Source organism: Pseudomonas fjordensis (genome assembly GCF_976987115.1).
In genome coordinates, this window is sequence record NZ_OZ336860.1 from 3,211,833 (window position 1) to 3,230,659 (window position 18,827).

Genomic DNA, 18,827 nt, shown 5'->3' on the forward strand with positions numbered 1-18,827 from the left:
TAACTATGCGCGGCGCAATGGATTACCTGAGATCACTGCCATAATAGAAGCCAATCTCCCCTTGTGCTCTTGATGCCTGGTATCCAATTGAACGACTTGTACTGGGCAGCGCTCCATGCCAAGCAGGCATTTAAGGTGGACGATCATGTCAGCAACGCTTGCGGCCTAAAGCAACGCTGCTAAAGAGCTAAATCGTACTTCCATCGCAGCCTAATATTGGCCAAGCCCACACCTATATAGATGCCCAACCGGTCAAGTCGTCTACCCACTAGCGTCCTGCCGCAGGGTGGACGTGAGTGAACTTGCAGCACGTTCTAATGTTTAACGTTATTGCTTAACAACTATGTTTATCTCATGCTCCGAAACGATGACCATAACCGCAGGCAAGCCATCAGCACTCATTCTTTGATGCAAGGTCGCTATCAACTTTTCGTCGTCAACACTCGCCCTTGCCGAAGAGCCTGGCGGATGGGAATGCCAGTCGCCTACGTAATCAACCACCCGCGCAGTCAATTGCTGCACCCTTTCTAATGCCTCCCGTTGTCCTTCCTTGCCGCGGATGAAATGAGTAGGGCTGGATTCGCTGTCGGATGGCGCAGGTAGCACATCAACAAGAGTGATGGTCCTGTTCTTGAAATCGGTGACACCGAGAATGGCACCACCGGTTTCATTTGGCAGCGCGCCCCTTCTGATGTCCTTAAGCTTCAGCCGAAGACCGTGGTCATACGTGACGGTCCAGCCCGCGGTAATTTCGCGCGTCACTGCAAACAGTTCCACCTCGTGCGCGTGAACGGCCCCTGAAGCCTCATCGGATGACCAAATACAGAGCCGGGCCTCCTCTTTAAGCACTGCCTGGCGAAGTTGGCGCGACAAGATCCCGGCATGTGCATGAATGCACTCATTGGACATGCGCACCGATATGTCCCGGCAACCGCCTCCCACCCAGCGGTCGCCGTAATGATGCTCGAGATGAGATTGCCCCCACTCACTGTTCAGGATCGCGCGGTAATACTGCCCCTCCAGGGCGTCGATTCGCTGCGTCCTGCTGGCGTCCTCCATGAGCATGACACTGGAGAGCCCCGAGGGAGTGAGGAACAAACTGATGGTTCGAGGTGCATCATCGCGAACTGCCAAGCTACGAGGCGCTTCAAAGGTGGTGGTGACATCCACCACTAGCTGCGCGTCTCGAAGCGCCTGAACCACATCCCCATCTTCCTCGACAACGCTCTTGGCGATGGCAGTCGGGGCGGGCTCATGCGGATAGATGTACGTCGCCAGCTCCTGCACAACCGCGGTCTTCGACAGACCCAGGTGGCCATCGAACCCCCATTGCCGGACCAGATTGTGCGGCATCAACTGATCAGGATCGATAAATGTCCATTGCCCCCAGCCCGAGCGCACCCAGATATCAGCCAAGGTGCTTCCCAAGGCCCCGACACCGGCCAATACGCCTTTAAAAACGGCGGTGTCATGGTCAATTGCAGACAGATCCCGCGCATTCTTGGCGTCCATCCCGGGACGAATTTCCACAGGTAACAGCGGAAGCTTCTGCCAGCCCGCACCGACCTGGCCATCCAGTGGCTGGAAGCGGAACTGCAGCCCCTCCCCGTCCTTTGGCCCTAAGATATCGAATGCACAGGCGAGCTCGTAGAGTGAAGTGCCTACTACATACCCCATAACATTAGGGCGCTCGTCGCGCCCATTGCGTAAGCGCGGTACCCACACCAGAATCAGCAGTGCCTCCCCTTTCCCACTCGGCGGTTTGATGCCATTTGGTATGGCGTCGAAGGTGGTCTTTAGCAGCCGATCGGCCAACTCACTGCCCCACGACACCAGGTGTTCGTGCAGTGCGCCCAAGGTCTCGGGAAACATCACCACTGACTTGGCCTCGACTGGAAGGACCTCGATCGTCAGCATGCGGATGGCCTTCACCGACGATCCATCACTCTCAGGTACCGCCCTCCAAGTGATAGGCGGCCCTTTCTGGACCTCTTGAATCATCAACTTGCGGTCGACCGAGTTCGCATATTCGTATTGATTGGCGGGTAGAATCAGCTGGTACGGGCTGAGATAAAAGAGCTGTTCCAGCGGTTGATCCTCCCGGTGAAGGCGCAGCTCGGATGACTCCTTAAGCCACCAGAATATCCGACGGAGGAATCGCTCTGCGGTCCAGCTGCGCTCTTCGGCACTCCACGCCGTTTCGTACAGGCAAAGTGTCCTTGGTGTGCCGGGCACCCAGGCATGTTGGTGTGACAGACTCGGAAAGTCTTTGCGCAATGTGCGAGCGACAATGGGGACCCTCCGCTCGGGATTGATCTCTATCGCCAACCGTTCTTTGCGCCGAATCCGCCCTGGGTTGCCCGCGTTGACTTCACCGTCACCCGCATCAATGACGATGTATTCCGAACGATCGTCGCCCTGCTCCGCAATACGCAATTCACGGATCGCAATGTGAGGATGTTTCTCACAGGCTTTTATCAGAGCCACGGTCGCTGGGTAGAGCGGCGCACTGGTCAGAGTGTCGGGTAACTCCCCCAGTTCGAAATATTCGATCATCGTTCAGGTGCACCCGCGCGCGGTGCCGCAGCTGCGGCGGTACTTGCGGCAGCAGAAGCGATACCTACCGCGGCGATCCGGCTCACACTCCCATTGCTCGCGACCTCCAATTCGAGGACTGCGGCATCCTTCAAGTCCCCGGTACAGCCGAACCAGCCGTCCACCTCGTCGGTGATTTCGTCATACTCACGCTTGGCGCGGATGCTCGGTGGATCAACGGCATCGTCGAGAATTTTGTTGCTACTGGAAATGATGGTCGCACCGCCGCGTGCCTGACCGAGTGCCTTGCGCGCAGCATCGCAGAGTTGGGCGTTCTCCCGGAGGTCCGACCAGCTGTCGTACGAGAGCGATCGCCAAGAGCAGTGATGCGGTGCCAGCAGGAGATCGTACTCCAACACTTCCGGTGTATCTTGGAAGCGCTCCCACATACGCTCCCAAATCAGCACCCGCGCATCACCGCCTGTCAGAAAGCGCGTCTTGCGGCTCGAAAAAATGGAAGGCGAAATTTCCATGTTCATGACGATGCTGGAGTCATTTTTAGACAGCAGAGTCTCCAGCTCCTGATCATCTTCATGCGGCGCTGGCGCTAATAGGCGAGCGGAAAACAGCGATGAATACTCACCGTCAATTTTGTTGAAAGTATCGCCCGACCTTATCAGGATGGCGCCTAAATCATCGGTTTTGTCGTCGTTGTCTTCACCCATGATGAGAATGCGATTGCCGCTGGTGGCATAACCATTTGCACGCCAGTGCGCCACGCGCCGGCGAGCTTCCGAATTGAAGGCGCGCGCATCGTCACACAAGGTGTGGTTCACTGAACGACGGCGGAAAATCAGCGGAGACGACCACAGTTCACGGATGATAATGCGCCGTTCTGAGCGCTCAAGATGGTCATCCGGATAGTCCTCCGGACGCCCCAGCCAGAAATGCTTGCGCAGGCCGCGGCAATGGTCCTGATCCGGATGGCTAAGCATAAAGGCGTCAACAAACGGACGCTGATCCTTGTCATACATCAACCGCTGACGCAGTGCGCCTGCAACGTCAGGCATGTCATCGTCGGGATCATCCGCTGAACTACGAATGTTGATGTCGGTCAGGATAGTTGTCACGCGTGTGTCCGCGAGCCGAACCAGAGTCATGTCGCCATTACCGACCTGAAAGAACGTAATTTTTGCTGCCATTGACGCCTCCTGGGCGGTTACGCACGATTGAGTTCTGGCACCGCGAAGGCTAAGATACGTATAGAAAAACTACCCGTCTAGTAGTTATGCGGATAATTTTTATACGCATATAAAAAAGCATGGAAAATCAATAACATGACCGAGCAGATCACCCGTACTGGCCGATGGGGTCAAGACCGAAGACTGGAGTTCATCGATTTCCGTCTGCTGTGGGAGGGACGATTGAATCGCTCCGACCTAACGACCTTTTTCAGAATCTCTGTTCCCCAAGCATCCTTGGATTTGTCCAGGTACCAGGAGCTTGCACCGGACAACCTGATCTACGATCGCACCCTCAAGGCCTACGTCGCCTCACCCTTCTTTAAGCCGATTCTGGCCAGTTTTGACAGCAGTCAATATTTGAACGAACTGTTGTTGCGTGAGCACGGCACCGTTGCCCCGGGTGATAGCTTCATCGGTTGGGCGCCGCCCGTTGCGAGCCTCCCCTCGCCTACTCGCAAGGTCGAGCCTCACATACTTGTGAGTATGATTAGAGCGCTGCAAAAACAGCAGGCAGTAGTCTGCGATTACCGGTCTCTGACAAGTTTTGACGAAGCCGCGACCCGCACAATTTACCCCACTTCATTTGCCCATGATGGGTTTCGATGGCACATACGTGCTTATTGTTTTAAATCGTCAAAATACAAGGATTACGTGCTCGGTCGCATCATGCAGATCACAGAATCAATCGCTCCACCTGGCGAAGTTCCTCAGGATGTTGAATGGGAAACTTTCATTGATATCGTGATCGGCCCAAATCCTAATTATTCCAACCCCAAAAGATTAGCCATTGAACACGATTACCAAATGATCAACGGCGAGACAAAGATCCGCGCTCGTAAGGCCCAGTTGTATTATTTAACCCGGCGCCTAAATTTGGATATAAAGCCTGATGAACCCCTTAAGGATTCGCAGCAAATCGTAATGTTACGAATTGAAGAATGCTCCGCATCCGGACAGTAGGGCAATAATGATGAGCCCTGCTCGGTGGCGAGACCGCACCACGCCGAGACTGAATACTCCCTGAAGAGGTGGATAACGCAATCCCCGCGGTGTTGAAGGCAGAAATGCCCTTCGATGCGCCGGTGACCAATGCCACCCTTCCTGACAGTTCAAGACCCATCGGGTGTCTTCATTTTTAAGAATTGATCCAAGCCCGAAGTGCTTCGGTGGCTCAATTTATCAATTCTCCGGCGCGAGCCTTAGACCGCAAAAATGGATACCATCCATTCCGAGTTGGAACAGGCCTGTCCTCCTGATCCCCCCCTGTCATGCCCAGCCGCAGCGGGGGTGAGGCACTTGGGCGTCAGCTGGTGCGCGTTGACTGGCGACGGCGTGAACACCCTGCAGATCATTGAGGATCCTGTGACGTTGCAGGGGGGGGGCGCAGCGTACCTTGCCCCTCCTGTGCCTTACCTGGTCTCACCTGGTCGCGTGGTGTTTCGCGATGGCTTGGATGGCCTTCTTCGCCGAGAACTCTTTATCGGCTTTCGCGTCGGAATTGAACCGAACGACAAAAGCTTGTGTTGTTCCCCCCTTACCACCCACACCCCTTCCGACATTGCGCACGCAAAAAGCTATGGGTGAGGCTGGTACTGGCCAATCCGTGTACTCACAATATTTGAGGTAAAGCTCACGCAGCAATTCGAACTCCTGCGGCTGGGTGATATCGGCCGCAGAGGCGCTGTATTTGTCGCGCAGGGCATAAAAGTAAGCTTCCGCTTCCTTCTGTGACTCAAATGTGTGATCAAGCAAGGCAAGTTCGTTGGCCACCTTAACTCCTTAGAAACATTGAAGGATTCCTGGGAAACACCTCAAACGGGCCGGTCGGACCAGAGGGCCACGGGCCCTATGCGGGAAGGGCCCGGCGTGTGCCTTACTGCCGGTCGCCTGCAGAGGTATCGTCCTTGCGCACCTCGGAAGCTCTCGACTTATCGATGCCCCAGACGGCTTTGGCCACCTCTTCGATTTTGGCGACAAACTTGTCGACATTCAGTCCCGCAATGAATGCCAGGGCAAAAAAACCGATTTCACTGGCATCACTTTTAGCGCTGGATTCAAGGACCAACAATCCAGCCTTTAAAAACAGGTAGCTGACTGCGCCGGCCACAATGCTGGTGATCGGTCGAATGAAATACCAAACATGCCAATCGGGATCCCAACGTTTGTGCATACATTTGTTGAGATACACCGCTCTTAAGCAGTACAGACATCCCCCAACGCATGCAATGGCCCCACACATCAGCGGCACCCTCAGCACCTCGTAGGGTTGGCTCAGCCAACCCAATGCCATCGCGCCAATGGAATACGTCGCCAGAAACAACAGCAGTACCAGATAAAGAGGGATAATGAACAGCATGAGATTGGTCGTGACTCTCGAAGTAGGATCGGTCAATTTTCTTGCTCTTCTGGAAAAGCCGTCTGGGGCACCGCCGACCACCCTACTCGCTGATTGCCGTTGAACCACAGAATGTCGGTGCCCTCCAGGGCTGCGAAATGCGCGCCCCGGTGCATCATCGCACGCACTACCGACTTTCGCGGATGGTCTTCATCCGCCTTTGCGGAACTGCAGATCGCCGACCACACCGGCTCATCCGGCAGCGATGGTAGTCGTTCCCCCAGCCACCGATCTAACACCTCGGTGGACACATTATGCCGGCCACCGTGATGCGGCACCTGAAACAACTCGAGCCCGGGCAACGCCAAACCGACATGGGGGGCGAAGTCCGCTGCTTCGGTCAGCCCTTCGCGGCCGGTGTCGCCGGTCAACAGGATTTTCGATTCATTGATTTTTGCGTATTGAACGACGCTCATTTCATTTTCACTGCTCGTACCGGCAGCTGGAAAGTACTCATTGCCCCAAACCGATTTCACCAGGTTTGTCAATGCTCGAAACGCTTTGGCAATGCCCTCGAAAGACTCGCCGATCACCGAGGCCTCCTCGGCTTCCGGCGTTTTTTCGGACTCCACGATCAAGTCCAAATATCGGCGGCGAGAAGGCGCCAGCACGTGGAAGGCACCGATACGCTGGCCCTGTAGTGGGCTGTAGATCGGGATATTTCGCGCTAGGGCAATCGCTTCGAGCGTTGCGCTGGCGGAATACACCGACCTCAACTTTCGCTCCAGTGCGTCGGCAGAGGTATAAGTCGCGAAACGGGGCAGCAGCTCTGCGGCGTACTGCCAGGGTCGATTGAGCCATAGTGCTCCCACACTGCAATTTTCAAGCACCGCTCTCAGGCCATTGGCGTGGTCACGATCGGGGTGGGTTAGCACGACATGGTCGATCCGCGTTGTTCCATAATGCTGTTGAAGGTGTTCGATAATCTGGGGGCCAGTGTCGATATAGCCCCCGTCCACCACGTGTATTTGGGTGGTGCCATTGATGGTGTAACGCACCGTAATGGCATCGCCGCTTTTCGAGGTTTCGACGCCGATAAAGTCAATCTCAACACTGTCCGCCACGTCCTTGTGCTCCCTTCGTGCTTAATTGAGGTCGAGCCACATGCCAAGCATACTGGCCCTTTGACACGCTGCATCAGATTGGCCCAGCCCGTCAAGCCAATCGTCGTGCTGTACCCCCCCCAGCCTTGCCAGCCATGGGCTGGCTCATCCCGTTGTCTCCGCGTGCAGCGGACCACCCCATCGCCAATTTATCGCTGCGCCCGCCGGACAAAATAATTTCCGTGACCGCCCTTGAAGAAGTTGGATCCAACCCTATGTTGTGCATGAGCTAGTGGCCAGTGGCCGCCACCCAGTCAATGCCCCGCACTTAGATGTACCGGCTTGCAATCGAAAACGGCCGTGCTCGCAATCAGCGCAATTTCCGGCTCAGATTAACTGCGACTGACGGAGCCGTCTGGCTCAGATTATTTGCGAGCGAGCTTGCATTCAGCCGCGCCGGCTTGCATTCCATCGTTCCCTACTCACATTAACTGCAACTAGCCCCGTCTTTAGAGGTGGTAAAGATGCCGATGATGGCCATGGTGTTCTCCTTTCGGATTCATGGTCGCGCCCATCGCGTCCTTGTTGTGAGCCGATCGGCGGGTGAGGGCCGAACGCACTGCCAATGCAGCCGAAACGTAGAGAAGGACCTTGAGCTCCGAACAATTTGTTGCGCGAGAAAGCCGCTCGCCGGCGGGGAAAATGTTCGGTGGGAACGGTTGTGGGCCCAGGTCCGATCCCGCCAGGATTCACGACGACTCAAGGACGCATGGCTGACCGGCCGGACAGGAGTATTGGCCGACTCTAAACACCAGTCGTAGGCGCTGGAATCTCGCGACATGCGTAGCCCTTGCTTGGCGAAAAATATTCCCGATCGCCGAGCGCTCGATCTGACATTCGTCGTTCGGTATAGTAAAGAGTGCAGACCAGGCAGATAGGGGCGCCGGTAGCTTAAGGCCAAACCAGAGACGAGCCGCGCGAATGCTCGCCGAGGACCCGGTTTTCAAGCGCATGAGCTTATTTGACCGCGACGGAAACTTGGTCTCCTCAAGCCACGCGGATGAACCGCAAAAACTCCCTGCGGGTTGGCTGTCGCAACTGCGCGAACACACGGGTAGAAGTGCCCCGGCCAGGCGCGGAGGCTTCGATGAGCGCGGATCGGACATCTTGTCCTAACGGTCGACCCCGCCAGCGGGGGCTTCGTCAGCACCGCGCTGCAATTGCCGGCAGGGCTCTGGGACAACCATCTGCGTCTGGTCTGAAAGCGTTCAAGTATCGCAGCGGTACGCCGACATAAGGGGGCGAACGAACGGTCATTTGGCTGACCGCTCGCTCAATCTTGCGTATGACTCAAGCGCCCCCCTTTCGATACGAGACCGCCCAGATGCTCTTGAAAAAATCCCTGCGCGCTCAGCTGCTCACACTGATCGGCGGCAGCCTGTTGGTGATATTGCTGATCGCCTTCGCCAGTTTTTCCTTCTTGTCGGATGACATTTCCAAGTATCAACAACTACTCAAGGGTCCGATCGAAACGTCGCGCCTGATCGACGAAGCCAACGTGGAATTCAAAGTGCAGGTGCAGGAGTGGAAGAACGTCTTGCTGCGTGGCAAATCACCTGAAGCCTTGAGCAAGTACTGGCAAAGCTTCGAGAACCAGGAACGAAAGGTCCAGGACATCCTGGGCAGACTCGTTGAGCGAAGCGAGCACAACCCTGCCCTGTCAAAGCAGCTCCGCGACCTGCACGAGGAGCACCGGCGCCTCGGCGCCGCCTACCGCGCGGGCCGTGCGGCCTACATCGCCGGCGGAAACGATCCATTCGCCGGCGACGAGGCGGTTCAAGGCATCGACCGTGCCACCAGCGAACAGCTCAGTGGTTTGGTCATCCAGCAGCGCGATTCGGCGCTGCATCGTTCGGAAACCATCAGCGAAGCCGCAGATCGTAAAATAGTCGTCGGCTCGTTGGTAATGCTAGCCGCTGGCGTTTTCATCGCCTTGCTCAGCCTATGGTTGGTAAACCGCAATCTGATCGCCCCCATCCGTCACCTGATCGACCACATCGCCAAGCTCAGCCAGGGCGACTTTGCACAGCGCGTCGATGCGTCCCGTGCTGACGAATTGGGACGTCTGGCAGTTGCCGCGAATATCCTGCGTGACTTCCTTGCCGATACGTTCACCCTCCTGCAACGCAACACCTCGGACCTGGACAGCGCCAGTGGTGAATTGAGCGCCATCGCCGCACTGATGGGCCAAGGCACTCGCGAGCAGTTCTCGCGCACCGATCAGGTCGCTACCGCCATGCATGAAATGTCCGCTACGGCGCAGGAAGTCGCCCGTCACGCCGCCGAAGCCGCGCGTGCAGCGGATGCGGCCGATCATTCGGCGCAGCAGGGTGAGACCATGATGCGTTCGACTATCCAGACCATTACCCACATGCGCGGCGAGATCAGCAACACCGCCGAGGTAATACGCCGTCTGGAGACCGATAGCGGTCGCATTGGCAAGGTGCTGGAAGTTATTCGCGGCATCGCCGACCAGACCAATCTGCTGGCGCTAAACGCAGCCATCGAAGCCGCCCGCGCGGGCGATGCCGGACGCGGGTTTGCCGTCGTTGCCGACGAGGTGCGCACGCTGGCCAGGCGCACCGCCGACTCCACCGCTGAAATTCATCAGATTATCGACACGGTGCAGACCGGCGCGGTGGATGCGGTGCGTGCGATTGAAAATGGACAAACCCGCAGCAACGAAGGTGTCGAACAGGTTACGGAAGCGGGCAGCATGCTTCAGCGCATCACCCAAGAAGTCGAAGCGATCCGCGACATGAACCGTCAGATCGCTACCGCTGCCGAAGAGCAGACGTCCGTGGCGGAAGATATCTCGCGCAATCTGACCGAAATTACCGCCATCGCCACCACCAACCAGGACAATGTCGAGCGTACCGAGGCAGCCAGCCAGAACCTGCATACGCTGTCGGCCCAGCTCAGCGAAGTGACGCACCGCCTCGCGGGCTGACACAGGCTCTGCTCCGGCCCTAGATGATCGGTGTCACCACGTTGCTAGGTCCGACTCATCCGAGTTCGAGGGAGTTGGGGCAGGGCCGATCAACATGGCTTGTCTCGTGCTTGGTCGATTCGTTCCTGCATCGCCTGCATGACTTCTCGTGGGTGTACGACTTGGCGTTGGGGTCGTCGGCCTCACGGAGAGCTTCTTCGACCTCGCGGGTCATCCGCTCATATTCTTCTGGCCACAGCGCTTGCTCCATGCGCAGCGACGCCTGCCCCAGTAGGTGCAGACCGAACAGACGCATGTCATTGGTGGCGATGACGTGCTCTCGAATCCGCACCTGGATCACCTCATCGCCAGTTGATGCAGCTTCAACAGGTCGGTGCGCAGTTGCGGAGGCCCGCCGTCTGCGTTGTCACTCAATCGCCGCGCAGCTCGTCCACGGCATCGACTGCCCGCAGCAGTGCGGTGGTATCGAAACTCTCGGGAGTCAGTTCGTTCCAATCGTCGTCGGTGATGCTGATTGTCATGTAGCTTCTTTCCTTGTCCTGGGCAGACCCCGGCGTTACAGGCCAAGCTCGCTATGCGATCCGAGACGCACGAGTTGCAGCACGGCGTCATCCGGCTTGCGGTAAATCAACACCAGGTCGGGCTTGATGTGACAGTCCCGGTGGTCTTTCCAGTCGCCGGTGAGGGCGTGGTCACGGTGCTTCTCGGCCAGAGGCTGGTTATTCGCCAGGGCTGTGACGACGGCAATGAAATCGCTCGCCAGCGTCTGACGATGCGGGCCTTTGGCTTCGCGTTTATAATCGCGTTTGAACCGGCTGGTCTGTTCAATCGTCCGCATTCAGATCCGCCATCAGATCCTCGACGGAAGCGAACGACTTCAAGCCGCCACGGCGCGCTTCCTTCATCGCCTCGATGGTGGTGGCGTTCGGAATCAGCGGCTCGAACGGCAAGGCTTTCTCGCGGGCGACTCGGGTCAACATGATGCGGAAGGCGTCAGACACGGTGAGTCCCATCGCTGCCAGCACGACGGTCGCCTCTTCCTTGATGTGCTCGTCGATACGGGCACGGACTACAGCATTTGCGGACATGGTTTGATCCTCCAGATTGATGAGCTACATTGTAGCTCAATCCTTCCAGGAGTGCACCCAGCACACCTCGCCAGAGGCGTCTATCAAACGAAGGTTTATTGGACTGTCCGTACCATTGATGTTGGGGTTTGGGGAGCAATGGAACCAAAAACCAACATAAGCCCTACCACCTCCGCTCAGAGCCCTCTTCCCAAGCATCTGCCTCGATAAAGCAATTACGCATCTCGGCCTCTTGGCTGATCTCGGTCAGCAGATCATGTACCGTCTTATCCAGTGCCTCATCGTTGCGATAGGGAATGCTCAGCGCGTAGTTGCCCGACTCAAGCAGCTTCATGCCGTAAGGTTCCAGGCAGTAACGCTCGATATTCTCCAGTGCCCGTTTTTTACCACGCACGAACTTGCTGTTGTTCTCGACGGCCAGGCGCAATATGACCGTCGCGATCCGTTCGGCATTGTCCACTGCCGGTGGGACCGTGATGTTGAGATGCTGGGTGATTTTTGCGGGTACGCCGATCGTTATGCCGCGATGCCGGAGGTAGCGGTAAAGCGTGCTTTTGGAAATGTGCAGTTTCTTGCCAATGGCGCTCACACTTAACCGACCCTCTCGGTACAGCGTTTCTGCGGCCATAGCGGTCGCTTCCGCCTGAGCGGGCAGCCCCTTCGGGCGGCCACCGACTCGACCACGTGACCGTGCAGCGGACAAGCCTGCCTGTGTGCGCTCACGAATCAACTCACGTTCGAACTCTGCCAATGAAGCGAACAGGTTGAACACAAAGCGGCCTTGCGCGTGGGTGGTATCGATGGGGTCATTCAGACTTTGCAGGCCAACGTTACGAGCGGCCAATTCACCGACCAGTTCGACCAGGTGCTTGAGCGAGCGCCCTAGACGATCCAGCTTCCAAATCACCACAGCATCACCGGCCCGTACATGAACCAATAATTTGTCCAGTTCCGGACGTGCGCTTTTTGAGCCGCTGGCAACGTCTTGATAGATCCGCTCGCACCCTGCCTTTGTCAGAGCATCGATCTGGAGGTCGGCGTTCTGATCCCGAGTACTCACCCGCGCATAGCCAATTTTCATCAAAAGTACCGTTTACTCAACAGAGAAATTGAAAATAGAACCTTGATTAACGATACCAGTATTTAAAACCATAATATGGGCTAACTCGGAGCTGGGCAGGTCTTCCGTTAAAGTTCTATAAAACGAGGGTTTTATCGAACCGTTGCGGCGCAGTGAGGATCGAGTGTATAAACACATAAACACCTAACATTGGAAAAAGTCATGAATACCACTCGCTGGAACGTCGCCGTCTCCACCGACACCGACCAATCGCTTCGCATGTTTCTGGCCAGCCAAGGCGGTGGCCGTAAGGGCGACCTGTCGCGCTTCATCGAAGAAGCGGTGCGGGCACACATCCTGGAGCTGAGCGCCGAACAGGCCAAGGTTTCCAATGCCCATCTGAGTGAGGCCGAACTGACCGAAGCGGTTGAAGAAGCGCTCGACTGGGCGCGTAAGCGCTGATGCGGGTTGTATTGGATACCAACATTCTGTTCAGTGCGCTGATCTCACCGCATGGGTCTCCTGATGCGATCTATCGGGCCTGGCGTTCAGCTCGCTTCGAGGTGGTGACTTCACGGGCACAGCTCGACGAAATTCGTCGCGCCAGTCGTTACCCCAAGCTTCAGGCCATCCTTCAGCCTGCCAAAGTGGGGGCCATGATCAATAACCTGCAACGCGCCGTGGTATTGGAGCGGTTGACCATTGAGGTTGAAGCCGATGATCCGGATGACTCTTTTCTGCTGGCCATGGCTTTGGCGGGCAATGCGGACTACCTAGTAACCGGTGATCGACGCGCAGGCCTCTTGCAGCGCGGACATATCGAACGCACGCGGATTGTCACCCCCGCCGTGTTCTGCGCCGAGGTACTGTGATCGATGCCGGTTGGTTTTCTGACTCAGGAGCAACGCGACGGCTTTGGTCGCTACATCGATGCGCCCAGCCGTGATGAACTGGAGCGCTACTTCCACCTGAGCGATGAAGACCGTGAAGCCGTCCAGGTACTACGGGGCAACCATAACCGCTTGGGCTATGCCGTTCTGCTGACTACCGTTCGCTTCGTCGGTGTTTTGCCGGACAAACCCACGGCTGTGCCGGTGGAAGTCCTGCTTGTGCTTTGTCGGCAATTGGCAATCGCCGACCCTGACTGTCTTGTACGTTATAGCGATCATCGTCGCTGGATACATGCGGCCGATATTCAAGAGCGCTATGGCTATCGCCACTTTACTGACCCAGGCATCGGCTTTCGTTTGAGCCGATGGCTGTATGCCCTTTGCTGGACTGGTACTGATCGTCCTGGCGTGCTGTTCGAACGAGCTACCTCATGGCTGCTCACACAGAAAGTCCTATTGCCCGGAATTTCCCAGTTAGAGCGCTTCATTGCCCAACTGCGTAGCCGGGTTGAAGAACGCCTCTGGTACACCTTGGGCCGCAGCGTGACCGAGGAGCAAAGACAGCACCTACAAGACTTGCTTCTGGTGGCCGAAGGCAACCGTAGTTCCCGACTGGATCAACTACGCTCCGGCCCGGTGATGGTCAGTGGCCCTGCACTGGTTCGGGCGCTGCGTCGGCTGGATGATGTACGCGGGTTGGGTATCGCCTTACCGGCAGCTGCGCATATCCCTCCCAGCCGCATTGCCGCCCTGGCTCGCTTTGCCAACACCGCGAAGGTCACGGCCATCAATCGACTGCCGGCGTCGCGCCGGTTGGCGACGTTGGTGGCATTCGCGGTTTCCTTGGAAGCCAGTGCGCACGACGATGCTCTGGAAGTTCTGGAAGCGCTACTGCGTGATATCTTCAACAACGCAGAGAAGGCTGACAAGAAGGCTCGGTTGCGTAGTCTAAAAGACCTGGATCGCTCGGCGGCAATGCTCGCCGCTGCGTGCAAGGTCGTGCTGGATAGCTCGATCAGCGATGACAATGTCCGTGCCCGGCTGTTCAACGACCTGCCACGTGTCACGCTGGAGAAAGCCCTGGAAGAGGTCAATGCGTTGATCCGTCCGGCCAACGATGTGTTTTACCTCGCTCTGGAGGAGCGCTACCGCAGCGTGCGCCGTTTCCTTCCTGACTTATTGAAACATATTCGCTTCGGCTTCAGCCCGGCGGGTAAGGGTGTGGCGGCTAGTTTGGACTGGTTGCAACTGAACTTGCCTCGCAGGAAGCCGGAGGATGACGTGCCGCAGGAGATCGTGGCCAAGGCTTGGCAGAACCACATCACTCGCGAAGATGGCTCCCTCGACATGGGCGCCTATGTCTTCTGCACGCTTGATGCACTACGCACGGCCCTACGCCGCCGCGATGTCTTTGTTGCACCCAGTTGGCGCTATGCCGACCCGCGTATCGGTCTGCTCGATGGTGCAGAATGGCTGTCGGCGCGACCGATCATCTGTCGCTCACTGGGCCTGACTGTGAACGCCAAAACCACCTTGGACGCCTTGTCTGCCGAGCTGGATGCGACTTGGTACGCAGTCGCCGCTCGCCTGCCCGACAATCCTGCGATCCAGTTGAGTGAGAATACAGAGGGCAAAACCGAGCTGTCCCTCGGAGCGCTGGAGAAGCTGGAAGAGCCCAACTCGTTGCTGCAACTGCGTGCAGCCGTGGCCGACTTGATGCCGCGTGTCGATTTGCCGGAAATCCTGTTAGAAATCGCCGCTCGTACCGGCTTCACTGAAGCCTTCACCCATGTGTCCGAACGCAATGCGCGGGCCGACAACTTGGTGACGAGTTTGTGCGCAGTGCTCTTGGGAGGAGCCTGTAACACCGGCCTGGAGCCCTTGACTCGCAACGACAACCAAGCGCTGCGCCGTGACCGAATGTCCTGGGTGAGCCAGAACTATCTCCGTGACGATACCCTGTCGGCAGCCAATGCCATTTTGGTGGCTGCGCAGAGTCAACTGGAGCTGGCTCAGGTCTGGGGCGGCGGCGAGGTGGCCTCCGCCGATGGCATGCGTTTTGTCGTACCTGTGCGTACCGTACATGCCGGCCCTAACCCGAAGTATTTCGGTACCGGCCGGGGCGTCACCTGGTACAACCTGATCTCCGACCAGTTTTCCGGTCTTAACGCCATTACGGTGCCCGGCACCCTGCGCGACAGCCTAGTATTGCTCGCGGTTGTGCTGGAACAACAGACCGAATTGCAGCCCACACAAATCATGACCGATACCGGTGCTTACAGCGATGTGGTGTTCGGGTTATTCCGTCTGCTCGGTTATCACTTCTGCCCGCGCCTGGCTGATGTCGGCGGTACCCGCTTCTGGCGCACCCGCCCGGACGCGGATTACGGCAAGCTCAACGGACTTGCTCGCCAGTCAGTCAAGCTCGACCTGATCGCCGAGCACTGGGATGACCTGTTGCGTTTGGCTGGCTCACTCAAACTTGGCCGAGTGCCGGCGACAGGCATCATGCGCACCCTACAAACGGGAGATCGTCCGACCCGTCTGGCCCAGGCGTTGGCAGAGTTCGGACGGATCGAGAAAACCCTGCATACGTTGACCTACATTGATGATGAGTCCAAGCGCCGCGCCACCCTGACCCAACTGAATCGCGGCGAAGGCCGACACAGCCTGGCTCGCGCCGTGTTCCATGGCAAACGAGGCGAGCTTCGCCAGCGCTACCGAGAAGGCCAGGAGGATCAACTCGGTGCCCTGGGCCTGGTGGTAAATATCATTGTGCTATGGAATACCCTCTACATGACGGCTGCCGTGGAGCGGTTAAAGCAGCACGGCTACCCGGTACAGGACGAAGACCTGGCTCGTTTGTCGCCGCTGATCTTCGAGCACATCAATATGTTGGGACGGTACTCCTTCGCGGTACCAGAAGAGGTCGCCCGAGGTGAGCTACGGCCACTGCGTAATCCAGACGACGATATTTAGGTGCGCAGGTCGAACTCAGTGGGCTATGTTGTCAGATAGCTTAGATGGGATTGACCACAGCATTTCTCAATAAGTAGAAACACTGTGGCTTAGAGAGTTATCTCAGCGCAGCAGCAATACAGGCATGGTGGCTGTTCGAAGCATCGTCGTAGTCGTGCTTCCTACCAAAAACTGCCTGATGCGTGAATGCCCATAGGCACCCATGACCAGCAGATCAATGCCGTGCTCTGTCTGATAATCGTGCAGAGCCGACTCCACCTCACCTTGTCTGATTTCAGCTTGGACTAGGAAGCCAGCCGAGAGAAGCATGCTTTGTGCTTTTCCCAGTGCCTCGTGATTGCTCACCGAATCTGCACCGACCGTAACAAGATGAATGGGCAAGTCTTTGCAAAGCGAACTGGCGGCAAACATTTGGATGGTTTTGTAGGCTGTGGAGCTGCCGTCAAATGCGAGCATCACCTTTTCGGGCTTTTTATAGCTGTTGGCTGTGATCAGGATAGGCCGGTGAATTGTTCGCACTACAGCTTCTATCTGGCTGCCAAGGCTGTGCGCGTTGCGTGAGTTGTCTTCACCCACTCTTCCTATCACCAACAGTCGAATATCCTCCTGAAGGTCGCTCAGACTTTCTACCAAGTGTCCGTGGCGCTGCTTCAGCTCAGGAAACGCAGCGCCGGAAATGACCGTTCGCTCCCTGGCCTTTTCCAGCATGTGTTGGCCCTGTTCCAGAGCGAGTCTGGCGCATTGGGCATCCAATGTAGCCAGCTCCTCCAGCAGATGCTCTCGACTGCCGAGACCAATATTTCCACTTAGGTCAGCTGCTGCTGGGTATTTCTCTTCATCCAATACGTGAAGCAAGGTAAGAGGCGCGTTGAGTCGCTGCGACGCCCATGCTGCGTAGTCGCAGACCGCCAATGAGGATTGTGAGTTATCAATACATGCCATTACGTGGGTCATTGTCGATCTCCTTAGTGGCTCATGAGCTTGTCGATGGCGCCAGGTTTGTCATGCACGCCAAAGCGGTCAACGATTGTGGCGCTGGCCTCATTTAGACCCAGCACTTCAACCTCGGCGCCCTCGCGACGGAACTTGATTACCACTTTATCCAGCGCGGCGACGGCGGTGATATCCCAGAAATGCGCCTGTGTCAGATCGATGGTGACCTTGTTGAGCGCTTCCTTGAAGTCAAAAACTTCGGTGAACTTGTCTGCCGAGCTGAAGAACACCTGGCCTACCACGCGGTAAGTCCGATGCGACTCCGTCTCTTCAAGACTGCTCTTGATATCGAGGTAATGTCCGACCTTGTTCGCAAAGAACAACGAAGCCAGCAGTACGCCGACCAACACGCCGTAAGCCAGATTATGCGTTGCCACGACCACCACAACGGTCGCGACCATGACGAGGTTGGTCGACAGTGGGTGCTCTTTCAGATTGCGCAAGGAATCCCAGCTAAAGGTGCCGATGGATACCATGATCATCACAGCAACCAATGCAGCCATCGGGATCTTGGAGAGCCATTCGCCGAGGAAAACGACCATCAGCAGCAAGAAAATGCCCGCGCACAATGTGGAGAGACGGGTACGTCCACCGGATTTCACGTTGATGATCGACTGGCCGATCATGGCGCAGCCTGCCATACCGCCGAGCATCCCGGCAGCGATGTTGGCAATGCCTTGACCCTTGCATTCACGGTTTTTGTTGCTGGTGGTATCGGTCAAATCGTCGACGATGGTCGCGGTCATCATGGACTCAAGCAGACCTACTACGGCCAAGGCGGCTGAGTACGGGAAGATGATGCGCAGAGTTTCAACGTTCAGCGGGACTTCAGGCCACAGGAAAATCGGCAGCGTGTCCGGCAGTTCGCCCATGTCACCCACAGTGCGGATATCCAGACCGAGGTAAATAGCAATGGCCGTCAGGGCCAGGATGCACACCAGCGGCGAGGGAATCAGCTTGCCGATCTTCGGTACATACGGAAACAGATAGATTATTCCGAGGCCCACTACGGTCATGGCGTAAACGTGCCAGGTCACGTTGGTCAATTCAGGTAACTGCGCCATGAAAATCAGAATCGCCAATGCATTCACAAAGCCTGTGACTACCGAGCGCGAAACAAAGCGCATCAGAGAGCCCAGTTTCAGGTATCCAGCGAGGATTTGAAGCGCCCCGCAGAGCAAGGTGGCTGCCAGCAAATACTGAAGCCCGTGATCTTTTACCAGGGTGACCATCAGCAGTGCCATCGCACCGGTAGCTGCCGAGATCATGCCGGGTCGACCGCCGACGAAGGCGATGACAGCACAGATACAGAAGGAGGCGTAGAGACCGACCTTGGGGTCGACGCCGGCAATGATAGAGAAAGCAATGGCCTCCGGGATCAGCGCGAGCGCGACCACGATCCCCGCGAGCACGTCTCCACGGACGTTGGAAAACCACGTTTGTTTGAGCGATTGCAGCATCAGAATATCCAAGGCAATGCACCACACGCACACCAGGCAGATGGCGAGCGCGTCGATACGAATTCAAGTTGTGAGGATTATTTGGCTGTGTGCCTTGGGTGTAAAAACCGGGCATACAGCAGTACGCGAC

General features: G+C 56.9%; 16 protein-coding genes and 1 pseudogene. 6 read left to right on the top strand and 11 right to left on the bottom strand.

Annotation, left to right across the window (positions count from 1 at the left end):
- Nucleotides 1-327: 327 nt before the first annotated feature.
- Both cap2-3 and mblB read right to left on the bottom strand, forming a co-directional pair.
- On the bottom strand, nucleotides 328-2,556 hold the full coding sequence (gene cap2-3, locus ACWHXD_RS14315) for an anti-phage 6A-MBL system cap2_3 protein (RefSeq protein WP_020302112.1): 2,229 nt from the start codon (nucleotides 2,554-2,556) through the stop codon (nucleotides 328-330).
- Nucleotides 2,553-3,737 (bottom strand): anti-phage 6A-MBL system MBL-fold protein, encoded by a 1,185-nt coding sequence (gene mblB, locus ACWHXD_RS14320; protein ID WP_020302113.1) that lies wholly within the window; start codon nucleotides 3,735-3,737, stop codon nucleotides 2,553-2,555. Before mblB ends, cap2-3 begins: the two co-directional genes overlap by 4 nt.
- A 135-nt stretch (nucleotides 3,738-3,872) precedes the next feature.
- Here mblB and ACWHXD_RS14325 point away from each other — a divergent pair, with 135 nt between their 5' ends.
- A complete protein-coding gene (locus ACWHXD_RS14325; protein ID WP_020302114.1) occupies nucleotides 3,873-4,739 on the top strand; it encodes a BrxR family helix-turn-helix transcriptional regulator in 867 nt (288 codons plus the stop codon).
- 459 nt (nucleotides 4,740-5,198) lie between these two features.
- On the opposite strand, the gene ACWHXD_RS14330 is transcribed toward ACWHXD_RS14325, so the two are convergent.
- The 3 genes from ACWHXD_RS14330 to ACWHXD_RS14340 all read right to left on the bottom strand — a co-directional run bounded on the left by ACWHXD_RS14330 (nucleotide 5,199) and on the right by ACWHXD_RS14340 (nucleotide 7,238).
- Nucleotides 5,199-5,549: a hypothetical protein gene (locus ACWHXD_RS14330; protein ID WP_020302115.1), complete on the bottom strand. Its 351-nt coding sequence runs from the start codon at nucleotides 5,547-5,549 to the stop codon at nucleotides 5,199-5,201.
- Between the two features lie 103 nt (nucleotides 5,550-5,652).
- A complete protein-coding gene (locus ACWHXD_RS14335) occupies nucleotides 5,653-6,135 on the bottom strand; it encodes an MFS transporter (RefSeq protein ID WP_032904893.1) in 483 nt (160 codons plus the stop codon).
- A 32-nt stretch (nucleotides 6,136-6,167) separates the two neighbouring features.
- Nucleotides 6,168-7,238: a ComEC/Rec2 family competence protein gene (locus tag ACWHXD_RS14340; RefSeq protein ID WP_020302117.1), complete on the bottom strand. Its 1,071-nt coding sequence runs from the start codon at nucleotides 7,236-7,238 to the stop codon at nucleotides 6,168-6,170.
- 1,945 nt (nucleotides 7,239-9,183) lie between these two features.
- On the opposite strand from ACWHXD_RS14340, the pseudogene ACWHXD_RS14345 reads away from it, so the two are divergent.
- Nucleotides 9,184-9,294 (top strand): annotated as a pseudogene (locus tag ACWHXD_RS14345) (hypothetical protein); the annotation flags it as partial.
- A 228-nt stretch (nucleotides 9,295-9,522) separates the two neighbouring features.
- Nucleotides 9,523-10,227: a methyl-accepting chemotaxis protein gene (locus tag ACWHXD_RS14350; protein ID WP_370588167.1), complete on the top strand. Its 705-nt coding sequence runs from the start codon at nucleotides 9,523-9,525 to the stop codon at nucleotides 10,225-10,227.
- A 55-nt stretch (nucleotides 10,228-10,282) separates the two neighbouring features.
- Here the strand turns inward: ACWHXD_RS14350 and ACWHXD_RS14355 are convergent, their stop codons facing one another.
- The 4 genes from ACWHXD_RS14355 to ACWHXD_RS14370 all read right to left on the bottom strand — a co-directional run bounded on the left by ACWHXD_RS14355 (nucleotide 10,283) and on the right by ACWHXD_RS14370 (nucleotide 12,396).
- Entirely contained in the window at nucleotides 10,283-10,567 is a 285-nt protein-coding gene (locus tag ACWHXD_RS14355) for a hypothetical protein (protein WP_425311902.1), read from the bottom strand.
- A gap of 216 nt (nucleotides 10,568-10,783) precedes the next feature.
- Nucleotides 10,784-11,065, bottom strand: a complete 282-nt coding sequence (locus ACWHXD_RS14360) for a type II toxin-antitoxin system YafQ family toxin (protein WP_011282522.1) — start codon at nucleotides 11,063-11,065, stop codon at nucleotides 10,784-10,786.
- On the bottom strand, nucleotides 11,052-11,315 hold the full coding sequence (locus ACWHXD_RS14365; protein ID WP_020303033.1) for a type II toxin-antitoxin system RelB/DinJ family antitoxin: 264 nt from the start codon (nucleotides 11,313-11,315) through the stop codon (nucleotides 11,052-11,054). The genes ACWHXD_RS14360 and ACWHXD_RS14365 overlap by 14 nt, the downstream gene beginning before the upstream one ends.
- Nucleotides 11,316-11,478: 163 nt before the next feature.
- A complete protein-coding gene (locus ACWHXD_RS14370) occupies nucleotides 11,479-12,396 on the bottom strand; it encodes a recombinase family protein (RefSeq protein ID WP_017335988.1) in 918 nt (305 codons plus the stop codon).
- Nucleotides 12,397-12,597: 201 nt separating this feature from the next.
- Here ACWHXD_RS14370 and ACWHXD_RS14375 point away from each other — a divergent pair, with 201 nt between their 5' ends.
- From ACWHXD_RS14375 to ACWHXD_RS14385, 3 genes are read left to right on the top strand one after another with little or no spacing between them, the layout of a single operon-like run.
- On the top strand, nucleotides 12,598-12,837 hold the full coding sequence (locus ACWHXD_RS14375) for a ribbon-helix-helix domain-containing protein (RefSeq protein WP_017335987.1): 240 nt from the start codon (nucleotides 12,598-12,600) through the stop codon (nucleotides 12,835-12,837).
- Entirely contained in the window at nucleotides 12,837-13,247 is a 411-nt protein-coding gene (locus tag ACWHXD_RS14380; RefSeq protein ID WP_017335986.1) for a putative toxin-antitoxin system toxin component, PIN family, read from the top strand. The genes ACWHXD_RS14375 and ACWHXD_RS14380 overlap by 1 nt, the downstream gene beginning before the upstream one ends.
- 3 nt (nucleotides 13,248-13,250) lie before the next feature.
- Nucleotides 13,251-16,244 carry a Tn3 family transposase gene (locus tag ACWHXD_RS14385; RefSeq protein WP_019334756.1) on the top strand — a complete coding sequence of 998 codons (2,994 nt, stop codon included), beginning with the start codon at nucleotides 13,251-13,253 and terminating at the stop codon, nucleotides 16,242-16,244.
- A gap of 102 nt (nucleotides 16,245-16,346) precedes the next feature.
- Here ACWHXD_RS14385 and ACWHXD_RS14390 read toward each other — a convergent pair whose 3' ends face one another.
- Complete coding sequence (locus ACWHXD_RS14390) at nucleotides 16,347-17,198, bottom strand: universal stress protein (protein ID WP_020302552.1); 852 nt, start codon at nucleotides 17,196-17,198, stop codon at nucleotides 16,347-16,349.
- A gap of 11 nt (nucleotides 17,199-17,209) precedes the next feature.
- Nucleotides 17,210-18,697: a SulP family inorganic anion transporter gene (locus tag ACWHXD_RS14395; RefSeq protein ID WP_017735063.1), complete on the bottom strand. Its 1,488-nt coding sequence runs from the start codon at nucleotides 18,695-18,697 to the stop codon at nucleotides 17,210-17,212.
- Nucleotides 18,698-18,827: the final 130 nt, after the last annotated feature.